The organism is Streptomyces telluris, assembly GCF_024519335.1.
Lineage (GTDB): Bacteria > Actinomycetota > Actinomycetes > Streptomycetales > Streptomycetaceae > Streptomyces > Streptomyces telluris.
The window spans coordinates 112,949-127,369 of record NZ_JANIID010000004.1; the positions used below are offsets into that span (position 1 = coordinate 112,949).

The window sequence follows — 14,421 nt, forward strand, 5'->3', positions numbered from 1 at the left end:
GCGGCCGCCCGGCCCAGGCCGCAAGACGAGGAGGGGGCCCGCGTGTCGTTGCTGGAGAACATCCGCAGTCCGCGCGACCTGAAGACCCTGGACGCCGAGGAGCTGACCGAACTGGCGGAGGAGATCCGCCACTTCCTCATCCACGCCGTCGCCAGGACCGGCGGCCACCTCGGCCCCAACCTGGGCGTGGTGGAGCTCACCATCGCCCTGCACCGCTCCTTCGACTCACCGGCCGACCGCATCCTGTGGGACACCGGCCACCAGTCGTACGTGCACAAACTGCTCACCGGCCGCCAGGACTTCTCCAAGCTGCGCGGCAAGGGCGGCCTGTCCGGCTACCCCTCGCGCGAGGAGTCCGAGCACGACGTCATCGAGAACAGCCACGCCTCGACCGTCCTCGGCTGGGCCGACGGCCTCGCCAAGGCCAACCAGGTCCTCGGCCGCTGGAACCGCCACGTCGTCGCCGTCATCGGCGACGGGGCCCTGACCGGCGGCATGGCCTGGGAGGCGCTCAACAACATAGCCGCCGCCAAGGACCGGCCGCTGATCATCGTCGTCAACGACAACGAGCGCAGCTACGCCCCCACCATCGGCGGCCTCGCGGACCACCTCGCCACGCTCCGCACGACCGACGGCTACGAACGCCTCCTGTCCTGGGGCAAGGACGCGATCCAGGGCCTGCCCGCCATCGGCAGCACCCTCTACGAGTCCCTGCACGGCGCGAAGAAGGGCTTCAAGGACGCCTTCGCCCCGCAGGGCATGTTCGAGGACCTCGGCCTGAAGTACCTCGGCCCGATAGACGGGCACGACGTCGCCGCCGTCGAATCCGCGCTGCGCCGGGCCAAGCGCTTCCACGGCCCCGTCCTCGTCCACTGCCGCACGGAGAAGGGCCGCGGCTACCAGCCCGCCCTGGAGGACGACGCCGACCGCTTCCACACCGTCGGCGTGATCGACCCGCTCACCTCCCGGCCGCTGGCCCCGGCCGCCGGCCGCTCCTGGACCTCGGTCTTCGGCGACGAGATGCTCGCCATCGGCGCCGAGCGGCCGGACGTGGTCGCCATCACCGCCGCCATGCTCCACCCCGTGGGCCTGACGAAGTTCGCCGAGGCCTTCCCCGACCGCGTCTGGGACGTCGGCATCGCCGAGCAGCACGGCGCGGTGTCCGCGGCCGGCCTCGCCACCGGCGGACTGCACCCGGTCTTCGCCGTCTACGCCACGTTCCTCAACCGCGCCTTCGACCAGGTGCTCATGGACGTCGCCCTGCACAAGTGCGGGGTGACCTTCGTCCTGGACCGGGCGGGCGTCACCGGCACCGACGGGCCCAGCCACAACGGCATGTGGGACATGTCGATCCTGCAGGTCGTCCCCGGCCTGCGGATCGCCGCCCCGCGCGACGCCGGCCAGCTGCGCGCCCAGCTGCGCGAGGCCGTCGAGGTCGAGGACGCACCCACCGTGATCCGCTTCCCGAAGGAGAGCGTCGGCGAGCCCGTCCCGGCCCTGGCCCGCGAAGGCGGCATGGACGTCATCGCCCGCCCCGCACCCGGCGCGGACGAGGCGCAGGTCCTGATCGTCGCGGTTGGCGCCATGGCCGGCGTGTGCCTGGAGGCCGCCGACCTCCTGGCCGCCCGCGGCACCCCCTGCACCGTCGTCGACCCGCGCTGGGTCAAGCCCGTCGACCCCGCACTGCCCCCGCTCGCCGCCCGCCACCGGGTCGTCGCGGTCGTCGAGGACAACAGCCGCACCGGCGGCGTCGGCTGGGCCGTCGCGCAGGCGCTGCGCGACGCCGGCGTCGACGTGCCGCTGCGCACCTTCGGCATCCCCGAGCAGTTCCTGCCGCACGCCAAGCGCGGCGAGGTCCTGGCGGACCTCGGGCTCACCCCCGCCGAGATCGCCGGCCGGATCAGCGCCGCCCTGGCCCGCAAGGAAGAAGCCGCGAAGAACCCCGCGGCCGCGAAGGAGAACGACGCATGACAGCCGACACAGCCGGTGCCGCCGCCGACGGCAAGGGCTTCGACCTCACCCGGCTCCTCGCCGAGCGCGGCGGCGAGCGGTACGACCTGCACGCCCGGCACCTCAACCACCAGCTGCCGCGCATGCTGCACACCATCGGCTTCGACAAGGTCTACGAGCGGGCCGAGGGCGCCTACTTCTGGGACGCCGACGGGCAGGACTACCTCGACATGCTCGCCGGCTTCGGGGTGATGGGCGTCGGCCGGCACCACCCCGTCGTCCGCAAGGCGCTGCACGACGTCCTCGACGCCTCGCTCGCCGACCTCACCCGCTTCGACTGCCAGCCGCTGCCCGGCCTCCTCGCCGAGAAGCTGCTGTCCTACGCGCCGCACCTGGACCGGGTGTTCTTCGGCAACAGCGGCACCGAGGCGGTGGAGACGGCCCTGAAGTTCGCCCGGTACGCGACGGGCAGGCCGCGGGTCCTCTACTGCTCCCACGCCTTCCACGGCCTGACCACCGGCTCGCTCTCCGTCAACGGCGAGGACGGCTTCCGGGACGGCTTCGCGCCCCTGCTGCCCGACACGGCGATCCCGCTCGGCGACCTCGCCGCCCTGGAGCGGGAGCTCGCCCGCGGCGACGTGGCGGCCTTCGTCGTCGAACCGATCCAGGGCAAGGGCGTCCTGGAGCCGCCCGCCGGCTTCCTGCGCGCCGCGCAGGAGCTGCTCCACCGGCACAAGGCGCTGCTCATCGCCGACGAGGTGCAGACCGGCATCGGCCGCACCGGCGACTTCTTCGCCTACCAGCACGAGGCGGGCGTCGAGCCGGACCTGGTCTGCGTGGCCAAGGCCCTCTCGGGCGGCTACGTGCCCGTCGGCGCCACCCTCGGCAAGGACTGGATCTTCAAGAAGGTCTACTCCTCCATGGACCGCGTCCTGGTGCACTCCGCGAGCTTCGGCTCCAACGCGCAGGCGATGGCGGCCGGGCTCGCGGTGCTCTCCGTGATGGAGGACGAGCAGATCGTCGCCAACGCCCGGCGCACGGGCGAGCTGCTGCGCAGCCGGCTGGCCGCCCTCGTCGGCAAGTACGAGCTGCTGCACGACGTCCGCGGCCGGGGCATGATGATCGGCATCGAGTTCGGCAAGCCGTCCTCGCTGGGGCTGCGCAGCCGCTGGGCCATGCTCCAGGCGGCGCGCAAGGGCCTCTTCGCGCAGATGGTCGTGGTGCCGCTGCTGCAGAAGCACCGCATCCTCACCCAGGTCTCCGGCGACCACCTGGAGGTGATCAAGCTGATCCCGCCGCTGGTCATCGGGGAGCGCGAGGTGCACCGCTTCGTGGACGCCTTCACTGCGGTCATGGACGACGCCCACGGCGGGGGCGGCCTGCTGTGGGACTTCGGGCGGACGCTGGTGAAGCAGGCGGTGGCGAACCGCTGACGTACCCGCGCTGGGAGACCAGGTGAAAATTCGGCCGTCCGGCGTCTGAGGACCGGGGTCTGAGGACCGGGGTCCGGGGCAGAGCCCCGTGTCAGTCCGTGAGGAGCCGGTCCTGCAACCGCCGCCGGGCCGCCGGGCCGAGCCCGAGCCCGTCGGCCAGGTAACGGTCGGCCGTGCCCCACGTGGCGTCAATCTCGTCGAACGCCGCGTGGAGGTACGCGGCGCGCGCCTCGAACATCGGCGACAGCAGCTCCGCGATCTCCCGGTCCTCGGGCCCCGTCGACTCCGGGGCGCGCCGCATCCGGTAGCGCCGGTGCGGCGCGTTCGACTCCAGGTAGTCGGCTTCGATCACGTCGCGGCCGACGCCCAGGGCGAGCAGGGTGACCGCGACGGACAGCCCGGCGCGGTCCTTCCCGGCCGCGCAGTGCATCAGCGCCGGCACGCTGTCGTCGGCGAGGGCGCGCAGGACGTGGCCGAGCTCGGCCGTGCGGCCCGTGACGACCTCCCGGTACGTCTCGGCCATCCGCTCGGCGGCCTTGCCGTCGGCCAGCACCGTCCGCAGGTGCCCGAGGTTGCGGGCGCGCACCATGTTCCAGAACTCGGCGCCGTGGGCCGGGTCGTTGAGGGGGAGGTTGACGTTCCGGACGCCGGTGAGCTCGACGTCCGGCCCGTCGAGCGCGATGTCGGCGTCGTTGCGGAAGTCGAAGACCGTGTGCAGGCCGAGCGAGCCGAGGAAGCGCGCGTCGTCCTCGGTGGCGTGGGCGAGGTGCCCGCTGCGGAAGAGGACGCCGTGCCGTACCCGCCGCCCGCCGGCGGCCGGCAGACCGCCGAGGTCGCGGAAGTTGCGCACCCCCGCCAGCTCGGGCTCGGTGGACGGCACATGCGGCGTCTGCGTCACGGGCGCTCCCAGGGCTAGGCCGCCGGCACTGCTCGCCGGCGAAGCGGTTCAACGACCTTACGACACCGGTTGTACGGGCTACCGCCCCGCTGCGGTAGCCGCGCCGACGTATTCCGCATACACGGACTTCTCGGGGTGGGATACATCACGGCACGTCAACCCCTGGTTACGGTGGCGTAGGTCACTCCCCGCGAGGAAAGATGTACCGACGTGGCAGACGATTCGAATTCATTCAGCAAGAGCGCGATCGGGTCGTACGCAGCCGTCGGGGACAGCTTCACCGAAGGCGTCGGCGACCCGGGGCCGGACGACACCTTCATCGGCTGGGCCGACCGACTGGCCGTACTCCTCTCCGACCAGCGCGCCGAGCACGACTTCCGCTACGCCAACCTCGCCGTGCGCGGCCGGCTCCTGGACCAGATCGTCGCGGAGCAGGTGCCCCGGGCCAAGGAGCTCGGCCCGGACCTCGTGACGTTCTGCGCGGGCGGCAATGACATCCTGCGCCCGGGCAGCGACCCGGACGCCGTGGCCGAGCGCTACGAGAAGGCCGTCGCCGAGCTGGCCTCCTCCGTGGGCACCGTCCTGCTGTGCACCGGCTTCGACACCCGCGGGATGCCCGTGCTGCGGCACCTGCGCGGCAAGATCGCGACGTACACGGCCCACGTCCGGGCCATCGCGGACCGGCACGGCTGCCCGGTCCTGGACCTGTGGTCGCTGCGCTCGGTGCAGGACCGCCGGGCCTGGAGCGACGACCGGCTCCACCTCTCGCCCGACGGGCACACGCGGGTCGCCCTGCGGGCCGCCCAGGTGCTCGGCCTGGAGGTGCCGGCCGACCCGGACCAGGCCTGGCCGGACGAGGACCACCGCTCGCCCGCCGAGGTGCGGCGCGACAACATCCACTGGGCGCGCGAGCACCTGGTGCCGTGGATCGGCCGCCGGCTGCGCGGCGAGTCCTCGGGGGACCACGTGGAGCCCAAGCGGCCGGACCTGCTGCCGCTGTAGTGCCTTTGCGGTGCGTAGTGCGTAGTTCGTATTTCGCAGCGCCTTTTGCAGTGCCTATTGCAGCGCCTTCAGGCCGCCGGGATGCCTTTCAGGGGGAGAGCCGCCCGGCGGCGAGGTCGGCCCAGACGACACGGCCCCGGCCGCTGTCGTCGGGCCGGACCCCCCATGCCTGCGACAGCGCGCCCACGAGCAGCAGGCCCCGGCCGCTCTCCTCGTCCGTCCCGCTGCAGCGGGCCCGCGGCTCCGTCGGGGTGCGGCCCTGGTCGCCCACCTCTATGCGCAGATGCGCACCGAGCACCCTCAGCTGACAGCTGACGTTCGCGCTGTCCGTGTGCCGGACCGCGTTGGTGAAGAGCTCCGACACCACCAACTGGGCGTCGTCGCACGCCACTTCGTCGATGCCCCACTCCCGCAACTGTGCGAGGACCCGTTTTCGCGCGGCGGCCACTGAGGCGCCACGGGCCGGGAAGTGGAAGGCGTCCTGCAGACGTACGGCCATGGAACAGCCGAAGCGCCCGAGCGAAGGTGCGTCATGGGAGGGGACCACGCCGTAACTATGTGCGATACGGCTCATGTGTGGCAAGGTTCAATCTGCAAATTGCAGAATCGTCAGATCAGTCTGTCGGCTCCGGGGGGTGCGTGACAGACTGCTGGCATATGACAAGTGGGCATATGCCAATCGGCGGGCATGGAGGGGGAGAACAGTGGCGGAAGCGCGTCCGGCGGGCGCACCGACCGTCCTGCGGGTCGTGCTCGGCAAACGGCTGCACGACCTGCGGGAGAAGGCCGGGCTCTCCTACGAGCAGGCGGGCCGCGCCCTGGACGTCACCCACGCCACCGTCCGCAGGATGGAGAAGGCCGAAGTCGGCCTGAAGCTCCCCTACGTGGAGAAGCTCCTGCGCGTCTACGGCGTGAGCGACGCCGAGGAGGTGGAGGGCTTCCTCGCCCTCGCCCGCGAGGCCAACCGCCCCGGCTGGTGGCACCGCTTCCGGGACGTCCTGCCCGAGTGGTTCAGCGCGTTCGTCAGCCTGGAGGGCGAGGCCAACCTCATCCGGGCCTACGAACCGCACTACGTCCCGGGCCTGCTGCAGACCGAGCGCTACGCACGCACCGTGCTCCGCGCCGGCATGCCGCACGCCCCGGAGGCGGACGTCGAGCGCGCGGTCGCCGTCCGCCGGGAGCGCCAGTCGCTGCTGACCCGCGAGGGCGCGCCGCTGCTGTGGGTGGTGATCGACGAGACGGTGCTCCGCCGTCCCATCGGCGGGCCGGACATCATGCGCGAGCAGGTCGCCCGCCTCGCCGAGGCCACCGCCATGCCCAACGTACGGCTGCAGATCATGCCGTTCGCCGCCGGGCCGCACCCGGCGATGTACGGACCGTTCCACATCTTCCGGTTCCCGCTCCCGGAGCTGCCGGACATCGCCTACGCCGAAAACCTCGTCGGCGCCTCGTACTTCGACCAGCGCGACGACGTCTCGGCCTTCCTGGAGGCGCTCGACCGCATGTGCGCGCAGGCCGCGCCGGCACACACCACCGAGGCAATCCTGGGTGGGATTCGTAAGGAGATCTGAACCATGGATCGCATCTACAACGGCATGCCCGCCACCGACCTCGGCACCGAGGGGTGGAGCAAGCCGTGGAGCGGCGGCAACGGGGGCTCGTGCGTCGAGGCCCTGCGGCTGGGCGACGGCCGGATCGCCCTGCGCCAGTCCACCGACCCCGGTGGCCCCGCGCTGATCTACACGCGTCACGAGATGGAGAGCTTCATCAACGGCGCCAAGGCGGGCGCGGCGGACTTCCTGCTCGCCGGCTCCGGCGCCGCCTGCGAATGACCTCGCAGGGAACGCCCGCGGCACCGCCGGGCGGCCTGTGCCGCCCGCGCGCCGCGGCGTCACCCCCTACCGCGCAACCAACCGAACGGAGCACCGCATGAGCCAGCAGGGCTTCGCGGCCGAGGACATCGACACCAGCCGGCCGCACCCGGCGCGGATGTACGACTACTACCTCGGCGGCTGGGACAACTACGAGGTCGACCGGCAGGCCGCCGAGCACGTCATCCAGGCGCACCCGCAGGTCCGGCTCTCCGCCCGGGCCAACCGGGCGTTCCTGCAGCGCGCTGTGCGGGAGGTCGTCCGCGGCGGCGTCCGCCAGATCATCGACGTCGGCACGGGCATCCCCACCTCGCCCAACACCCACGAGGTGGCCCGGGAGATCGCACCGGACGTCCGGGTGGCCTACGTCGACAACGACCCGATCGTCGCCACCCACGCGGGCGCCAAGCTCACCGGCACCGGGCAGGCCGGCTTCGTCCTCGGCGACGTGCGCGACCCGGAGGCGATCCTGGCCCGCCCCGAGGTCCGCGAGCTGATCGACTTCGGCGAGCCGGTGGCCCTGCTGCTCGTCGCCGTCCTGCACTTCGTCACCGACGAGGAGGACCCCGCCGGCATCGTCGCGGCCTTCGCCGACGCGCTGCCCGCCGGCAGCCACCTCGTGCTCTCCCACGCCACGGCCGAGCCGTACGAGGGCTACGCGGACGGCTACACGGACGTCAAGGCCCGCGACCGCGTCGTCGGCACGTACAAGAGCGCCACCGCAGGCCTCAACCTGCGCGACCGCGCCGCCGTCGAGCCGCTCTTCGGGGACTTCGAGCTCCTGGACCCGGGCCTGGTCCGGGTGCCGCTGTGGCGGCCGGACGGACTGGTTCCGGGCCCCGCGGAGCTCAACGACACGATCTTCTACGGGGGAGTGGGCCGCAAGGGCTAGCCCGCCGCCGGGGCCGTGCCCGCCTGCGGGCGGGCCGGGACGTCGCAGCTGTCCTTGAAGCCCTGGCTGTGCAGGCCGAGCGCCGCGTTCGTGCGCGAGCGGAGGTTCTCCACCGCGATCATCGCGGTCAGTTCGACGAACGCGGCGTCGCCCAGGCGCAGCCGCAGCCGCTCCGCCAGGTCGTCCTCGACGGCCGGCGGGGTGGCCGTCATCGCCTCGGCGTACTCCAGCACGTCCCGCTCCAGCGGGGTGTACCGGTCGCTGTCCCGCCACACCGGGATGTCGCGCAGCTTCTCGTGCGCCATCCCGTGCCCGCGGTTGACCCAGTAGCCGAAGTCCATGCACCACGAGCAGCCGATCACCGCCGCCGACGCCATCTCGGCCAGCGCCTTCAGCTGCGGGTCCAGCTTCTTCCAGCGGGCCAGCGACATCTCGAAGCGGGCCGTCGTCAGCAGCACGCGCCGGTTGTGGGCGGCGGCCATGAGCGGCTCCAGCACCTTGCCGTGGGTGCGCCTGCTGTACCACTGCACGAGCCGGACCAGCGGGGTGCGGTCGGGGGTGAGCGAGATCCTGGCCATGACGAATCCTCCATCGGGACGGGGCGGGCTTGCCTCTGCCCGTACGACGGACCGTGCCCGCGGATCCGTGACATCCCGAGCCGCCGTCCGGGTGAGACGCCCGTCACACCGTCCGGCGGGAGGCCGGGGGAGCCGCCCTAGGCTGGGCGGCATGGACGACGAGCTCTTCCCCCGGCCCCGGGCCGAGGTCGCCCCGGGAGCGGTCCACGTCCCCGGCTGGCTGGACCTCGCGGCCCAGCGGCGCCTGCTCGCCGCCTGCCGCACGTGGGCGCGGCCCCCGGCCGGCCTGCGGACCGTCCGCATGCCGACCGGCGGGCAGATGTCCGTGCGCACCGTCTGCCTCGGCTGGCACTGGTACCCCTACGGATACGCCCGCACCGTCGTGGACGGGGACGGCGCACCGGTCAAGCCGTTCCCCACCTGGCTGGGGCGGATGGCCGTGCGGGCCGTCGCCGACGCGTACGGCACGGAGCCGGAGCCCGCCGCGTACGACATCGCGCTGGTCAACTTCTACGACGGCCACGCGAAGATGGGCATGCACCAGGACGCGGACGAGAAGTCGGCGGCCCCGGTCGTCTCCCTGAGCCTCGGCGACAGCTGCGTCTTCCGCTTCGGCACCCCCGGCGGCCGCGGGCGTCCCTGGACCGACGTCGAACTGCGCAGCGGCGACCTCTTCGTCTTCGGAGGCCCCTCGCGCCTCGCCTTCCACGGGGTGCCGCGCACCCGTCCCGGCACCGCCCCCGCCGCGCTCGGCCTCACCGGTCGGCTGAACCTCACGCTCCGTGTGAGTGGGCTCTGAAAAGACGGTGCGGGGATTTCGTGCGTTCCTCGGAAGAAGCCCTGCACAGAAGGCCGGTGGCGTTGATGCACGGGAAAATTCACGTGCATCTGCGCGCGCGACCCTGCACAGTGGATCCCCGGCACTGCGCCGGCCGCGCGTCCGGGCTCATATCACGGGGGTGAGCCCGGAGGCGCGGACAGCCGGGCGTTCACCGGCGCCTCGGAAGATGGCGGCCGGGCCGTCACGCAGGGGCCGCCGCGAGCCCGCCGGGCAGGGGCGGATAATGGCAGGACCTGCCGCAATCGCCCTGGAGGTGCCGTGACCGGCTCCCGCCCGACAAGCTCACCGCTCGACGCCCTGCGCCCGGCCGCATTCGGCGCGGACCCGTCCGGGGAGCGGATGGCGCGCATCCGGCGGTCACCGAACTTCGCCGACGGCGTGTTCACCAACCCCGTCGGCGCCGAGCGCACCCCCTCGGCCGCCATGCTGAAGTTCCTGCCCACGTACTTCCGCGCGGAGCAGCGGGCCCGCCGGGCGCCCGGCGGCACCGTGCCGGTCCACCCGACCACCGTGGCCGACCTCGCCGTCCCCGCAGCCTCCGGGCTGCGGCTGACCTGGATGGGCCACTCCAGCGTCCTCGCCGAGATCGACGGCGCCCGTGTGCTCTTCGACCCCGTCTGGTCGGAGCGCTGCTCCCCCTTCGCCTTCGCCGGCCCCAGGCGGCTGCACCCGGTGCCGGTGCCGCTGAGGGAGACCGGCCCCGTGGACGCCGTGGTCATCTCCCACGACCACTACGACCACCTGGACATGGCGACCGTACGGGCCCTGTCCCGCGGCAGCGGCGCGCACTTCGTCGTACCGCTGGGCGTCGGCGCCCACCTCGAACACTGGGGCGTGCCGGCGGGGCGGATCACCGAGCTCGACTGGCACGAGACGGCCCGCGTCGCCGGCCTGTCCTTCACCGCCACCTCCGCCCGGCACTTCTGCGGCAGGGCGCTGCGCAATACCCAGCACACCCTCTGGGCCTCCTGGGTCGTGGCCGGCTCCGAGCACCGGATCTTCCACAGCGGCGACACCGGATACTTCCCCGGCTTCGCGGACATCGGCGCGCAGTACGGCCCGTTCGACGCCACCATGATCCAGATCGGTGCCTACTCCGAGTTCTGGCCCGACATCCACATGACGCCGGACGAGGGCCTGCAGGCCCACGCCGACCTGCAGGGCGACGCCGCCCGCGGGGTGATGCTGCCCATCCACTGGGGCACCTTCAACCTCGCCCCGCACCCCTGGGAGGAGCCCGCCGAGGGCTCCGTCGCCGCGGCCGCCCGCCACGGGGCCCGGGTCGCGATCCCGCGACCCGGGCAGCCGTTCGAACCGGCGGACGGGCTGCCTGCCGATCACTGGTGGCGGGCGGTGGCGGTACGTCCGGTGGCGGCGGCCGAGGAGACGGCGGTGCGCGGCACCGCGAGGCCGAAGGTGTCTGTGAGGGCCTGACGGCCCGGTGGCCGGGCCCGGCCGGGCACCGCCGGATGCGTCCGCCGGCGGTTGCTCGCCGCTGCGGCGGGAGAGAAGGGGCCGACGCTGCCCCGGCCCCCGGCCCCCCGGATCCGGGTCTGCGGGGGCCCCGGGGGTACCGCGTTCTCAGAAGTGCAGCTCCACGTCGCAGCAGGAGTCGCGCCGGAGCTGCCGCGACACCTCCAGCCACGCGTCGGCGGCGGCCCGCACCCCGGGCGGTGCCGCCGGAGCGTCGTGCGCGCCGTACGCCTCGACGAGCCGCGCCTGCTCGTAGGGAACCCCGCCGCGCAGCACCGAAGCGGTCCGCACCAGCGCGTCGAAGTCCGCGAACGGGTCACCGTCCACCACGGTCACGTCCGCGAGCTTGCCGGGCTCCAGCGTGCCCAGGTCCCGGTCCGCGCCGAAGACCCGGGCGGGCAGCACGGTCGCGGTCCGCAGCGCCTGCGCCGCGGACAGCCCGTAGCGGTGCAGCGCGCGCAGCCCCATGTGCAGGGCGAGGCCCACGGGCACCAGCGGCGCGTCCGTCCCCAGGGCCACCGTGCCGCCGCCCGCCAGCACCCGCCGGTAGACGCCGATCTCGCGTTCCAGGGTGGCCAGCTGGTCGGCGGTCGGCCGGGCGGCCGCGGTCTTGCGGACCACCTCCACGTCCCACGGCGGCATCAGCTTCGTCACCCGCGGGTCCTGCGCCAGCGCCGGCGCCTCGCCCAGCAGCGGCACCGAGGTGAAGATCGTGGCGACGAGGTGGAAGTCCCCGTGCGTGTAGATCTCCTCCACGTCCTGGTAGGCGCGCCCCGACGCGCTCGTCGCGTGCCCGAACTCCAGCCGCTGCGTGGCCTGCAGGTGCGTCGTCAGGTCTTGACCGAGCTGGACGCCCGGCGACAGCAGATGGCTGCCGACGCGCACCCCGAGCCGCTCGTGCGCGAAGCGGGCCGCCTCCTCCATCACCCAGCCGGGCGCACGGACGTAGGTCTTGACGAAGTCCCAGTCGAGGGCCTCGGCGCGGGACAGGGACCGGTGCAGCCCTTCGCGGGTGCGGTGCGCCCGGCCCATGCTGTACGCGACGCGCGAGCCGTCGAGCAGCTCCCCGGTGGTCAGCATCCGCGGCCCGGCCAGCTCGCCCGCCGCCACGGCCTCGCGGATGCGCGCCTGCTCGTAGGCGCCGCCGCCGAAGGAGACCGCGGTGGTGATCCCGTAGGCCAGCTGCAGCGCCGTCTGCCGGCCGCCGTAGGTGTTCTGGTACGGGTGGGTGTGGGCGTCCCACAGGCCGGGGATCACCGTGCCGGAGGAGGCGTCGACGGTGCGGACGGCCGCGCGCCGTGCCCGGTGGGGTTCGACGGCGTCGATCCGCCCGCCGCGGACCACCAGGTCGACGTCCTCGCGGACGGCATCCCCGGTGCCGTCCCAGAACCGGCCGGCGTGCACGACGGTGTCGGCGGGGACCGGGCGCCGGTAGTCGAGGGGGATGCGGAGCGTACGGGTGGAGGCGTCGTGGACGTCGAGGAGGCGCAGCCGGCCGTCGGCGGCCAGGTAGAGGATCTTCCGGGAGTCCCCCGACCAGGAGGGGTGGTCGGCCGCGTCGTCCGTGAGCCGGCGCGGCTCGCCGTCCGGGGTGCCGTCGGGCCGCACGGGCAGCAGCCACAGGGCGGACTCGGAGATCACCGCCATGTGGCGGCCGTCGGGCGACCAGACGGGCCCGCAGTCGTAGCGGTCGGCGATCGAGACGTGCGGGGCGAGCGCGTGCAGGCGGGCGCCGCCGTCGGTGGTGTCGACGACCCGGATGAGGTTGTACCCCTCGCGGAACCGCTGGTTCAGCCGGTTGCGGTCGCACAGGGCGACGTAGCGCCCGTCCGGGGACCAGCTCGGTCTGCCGGGCAGCCCGCCGCCGCCCAGCGGGGAGGCGAGCACCCGGTCCGTGCCGGCGGCGAGGTCGCGCACCACGAGCGCGCCGGTCAGGTCCAGGGCGGCCAGCCGCCGGCCGTCGGGGGACAGCACGGGATAGGCGCGGCCGCCCCCGGCCAGCTCGGTCTCCTCGCCGGAGTCGAGATCGTGACGGCGCGCGGCGAGCAGGCCGCCGCGGTCGTCGGCGTAGACCAGGGACCGGCCGTCGGGGCTCCAGACGGGCCCGAAGACGTAGCGCGTGGGATCGGAGGTCACGACCCGGCGCGGCGGCCTCCCGCCGGTGACGTCGGCGACCCAGAGCGCGTTGAGCGCGGCGAAGGCGACCCGGCGGGCGTCGGGCGAGAGGGCCGGCAGGTGCAGGGAGCGGACGCCGTGCACGCCGCCGCCGTCGAGGTCGTACCGCTTGGTGCGGTAGCGCGGCCGGGCGACGGGCAGGCGGCCGAGGAAGGGGATGACGCGGGCTTCCTGCGGCGCCTTCGGGCGGACGACCCGGAACGCGCCGCCGACGGTCAGCAGCAGCTCGTCGGCCGAGATCCAGCGGGGCGGGACGGGCTCGACGTCCCCGTCGACCGGGACGGGCGCACCGTCGACGACCAGGGTGCAGCCGGCCTTGGGCGCGGCGGTCGTGCGCAGGTAGGCCAGGCGCCCGTCCGGCGCGACGGCCGGGGTCATGACCTGCGCGGCCTCCGTCTCGGTGTGCTCGGCCCGCACCGGCCCGTGCCCGTCGGCGGGGACGGACGCGATCGTGCGGGCCTCCAGGGCGGTCCCGGCGACGCGGGCGCGGACGAACAGCAGCCGCGAGCCGTCCGGCGACCACACGGGGTCGAAGTCCTCCCACGCGCCGTCCTGCAGCGGCCCCTCCTGCCCGGCCACCCCGGTGACCCGCGTGAGCGCACCGCTGCGCACGTCCACCACCCACACCCGGTACGGGCTGCCCGCCACCGGGTCGCCGCCCCGCTCGGAGGCGAAGGCGATCCGCGTGCCGTCCGGCGACCACGCGGGCCCGCGGTCGTCCCAGGGCCCGTCCGTGACCTGCCGCAGCCCGCTGCCGTCGGGCCGCAGCGTCCAGATGTGGAAGCCACCGCCCCGGTAGGCGCAGACGGCCAGCCGCCGGCCGTCGGGCGCGTGCACGGGCCGGGTCGGCTCCAGATCGGCCGGGGTGATCGCGACGGCCTCCCCGCCCTTGCGGGGCAGGGACCACAGCACGTTCTGCACCTCGGCGACCAGCCGGTCCCCGGCGGGGGAGAGGCTCGCCGCCCCGTTGGTGGCGGCCGTGAAGGACAGCACCCCGCCCCCGGCGGGCGCCGCCGCGGCCACCGCCGCCGGCAGCGCCCCCGCGACCCCGGCCGCCGCCGCGGTACCGGCCGCGGCCTGCAGGAACCTGCGCCGGGAGAGGGCGGAACGGGAGGGGAGGGGCGAACGGGGGGCCGGAACGTCCGAGGTGGCCAACTGTCCTCCTGGGCAAGGGGAGTTGCAGCGCAGCGCGAGCGGCGTCGGGAGCCCGATGCTCCCACGGGGGACGGGAGGGTGGTCAACACCGCGGGGTGTGGGAGGGGGCGGCAGCGGCCGCCAAGCCCTGCAAAAGGGATATTCCACACCGAT

General features: G+C 73.9%; 12 protein-coding genes. 8 read left to right on the top strand and 4 right to left on the bottom strand.

Annotated features, from left to right (window positions below):
• The first annotated feature begins 42 nt into the window (after positions 1-42).
• Positions 43-1,971, top strand: coding sequence for a 1-deoxy-D-xylulose-5-phosphate synthase (dxs, locus tag NQU55_RS06665; RefSeq protein ID WP_168092619.1), 1,929 nt, complete (start codon positions 43-45; stop codon positions 1,969-1,971).
• Positions 1,968-3,383: an aspartate aminotransferase family protein gene (locus tag NQU55_RS06670; RefSeq protein ID WP_168092620.1), complete on the top strand. Its 1,416-nt coding sequence runs from the start codon at positions 1,968-1,970 to the stop codon at positions 3,381-3,383. Before dxs ends, NQU55_RS06670 begins: the two co-directional genes overlap by 4 nt.
• Before the next feature lie 91 nt (positions 3,384-3,474).
• Here the strand turns inward: NQU55_RS06670 and NQU55_RS06675 are convergent, their stop codons facing one another.
• Positions 3,475-4,281 carry a tyrosine-protein phosphatase gene (locus tag NQU55_RS06675; RefSeq protein ID WP_256790014.1) on the bottom strand — a complete coding sequence of 269 codons (807 nt, stop codon included), beginning with the start codon at positions 4,279-4,281 and terminating at the stop codon, positions 3,475-3,477.
• Positions 4,282-4,491: 210 nt separating this feature from the next.
• Here NQU55_RS06675 and NQU55_RS06680 point away from each other — a divergent pair, with 210 nt between their 5' ends.
• On the top strand, positions 4,492-5,283 hold the full coding sequence (locus tag NQU55_RS06680; RefSeq protein WP_058042624.1) for an SGNH/GDSL hydrolase family protein: 792 nt from the start codon (positions 4,492-4,494) through the stop codon (positions 5,281-5,283).
• Between the two features lie 88 nt (positions 5,284-5,371).
• On the opposite strand, the gene NQU55_RS06685 is transcribed toward NQU55_RS06680, so the two are convergent.
• Positions 5,372-5,857: an ATP-binding protein gene (locus NQU55_RS06685; RefSeq protein WP_079110191.1), complete on the bottom strand. Its 486-nt coding sequence runs from the start codon at positions 5,855-5,857 to the stop codon at positions 5,372-5,374.
• 130 nt (positions 5,858-5,987) lie between these two features.
• On the opposite strand from NQU55_RS06685, the gene NQU55_RS06690 reads away from it, so the two are divergent.
• The 3 genes from NQU55_RS06690 (at position 5,988) to NQU55_RS06700 (ending at position 8,046) form a co-directional block, all read left to right on the top strand.
• Entirely contained in the window at positions 5,988-6,854 is an 867-nt protein-coding gene (locus NQU55_RS06690; RefSeq protein WP_168092621.1) for a Sco1979 family transcriptional regulator, read from the top strand.
• 3 nt (positions 6,855-6,857) lie between these two features.
• Entirely contained in the window at positions 6,858-7,115 is a 258-nt protein-coding gene (locus NQU55_RS06695; protein WP_058042627.1) for a DUF397 domain-containing protein, read from the top strand.
• Between the two features lie 97 nt (positions 7,116-7,212).
• Positions 7,213-8,046 carry an SAM-dependent methyltransferase gene (locus tag NQU55_RS06700; protein WP_168092622.1) on the top strand — a complete coding sequence of 278 codons (834 nt, stop codon included), beginning with the start codon at positions 7,213-7,215 and terminating at the stop codon, positions 8,044-8,046.
• Here the strand turns inward: NQU55_RS06700 and NQU55_RS06705 are convergent.
• Positions 8,043-8,624 (bottom strand): carboxymuconolactone decarboxylase family protein, encoded by a 582-nt coding sequence (locus NQU55_RS06705; RefSeq protein ID WP_168092623.1) that lies wholly within the window; start codon positions 8,622-8,624, stop codon positions 8,043-8,045. The two genes, NQU55_RS06700 and NQU55_RS06705, sit on opposite strands and share 4 nt — an antisense overlap.
• A 151-nt stretch (positions 8,625-8,775) precedes the next feature.
• Here NQU55_RS06705 and NQU55_RS06710 point away from each other — a divergent pair, with 151 nt between their 5' ends.
• Positions 8,776-9,423 (top strand): alpha-ketoglutarate-dependent dioxygenase AlkB family protein, encoded by a 648-nt coding sequence (locus tag NQU55_RS06710; RefSeq protein WP_168092624.1) that lies wholly within the window; start codon positions 8,776-8,778, stop codon positions 9,421-9,423.
• Between the two features lie 300 nt (positions 9,424-9,723).
• Positions 9,724-10,899 (top strand): MBL fold metallo-hydrolase, encoded by a 1,176-nt coding sequence (locus NQU55_RS06715; RefSeq protein WP_168092625.1) that lies wholly within the window; start codon positions 9,724-9,726, stop codon positions 10,897-10,899.
• Positions 10,900-11,046: 147 nt separating this feature from the next.
• Here the strand turns inward: NQU55_RS06715 and NQU55_RS06720 are convergent, their stop codons facing one another.
• Positions 11,047-14,268 (bottom strand): amidohydrolase family protein, encoded by a 3,222-nt coding sequence (locus tag NQU55_RS06720; RefSeq protein WP_168092626.1) that lies wholly within the window; start codon positions 14,266-14,268, stop codon positions 11,047-11,049.
• Between the last annotated feature and the right edge of the window lie 153 nt (positions 14,269-14,421).

Excerpts from the sequence above, each read along its gene's own strand:
- NQU55_RS06670 (WP_168092620.1), top strand. The coding sequence starts at position 1,968 with ATGACAGCCGACACAGCCGGTGCCGCCGCCGACGGCAAGGGCTTCGAC.
- NQU55_RS06685 (WP_079110191.1), bottom strand. The coding sequence starts at position 5,857 with ATGAGCCGTATCGCACATAGTTACGGCGTGGTCCCCTCCCATGACGCA.
- NQU55_RS06695 (WP_058042627.1), top strand. The coding sequence starts at position 6,858 with ATGGATCGCATCTACAACGGCATGCCCGCCACCGACCTCGGCACCGAG.
- NQU55_RS06700 (WP_168092622.1), top strand. The coding sequence starts at position 7,213 with ATGAGCCAGCAGGGCTTCGCGGCCGAGGACATCGACACCAGCCGGCCG.
- NQU55_RS06705 (WP_168092623.1), bottom strand. The coding sequence starts at position 8,624 with ATGGCCAGGATCTCGCTCACCCCCGACCGCACCCCGCTGGTCCGGCTC.
- NQU55_RS06710 (WP_168092624.1), top strand. The coding sequence starts at position 8,776 with ATGGACGACGAGCTCTTCCCCCGGCCCCGGGCCGAGGTCGCCCCGGGA.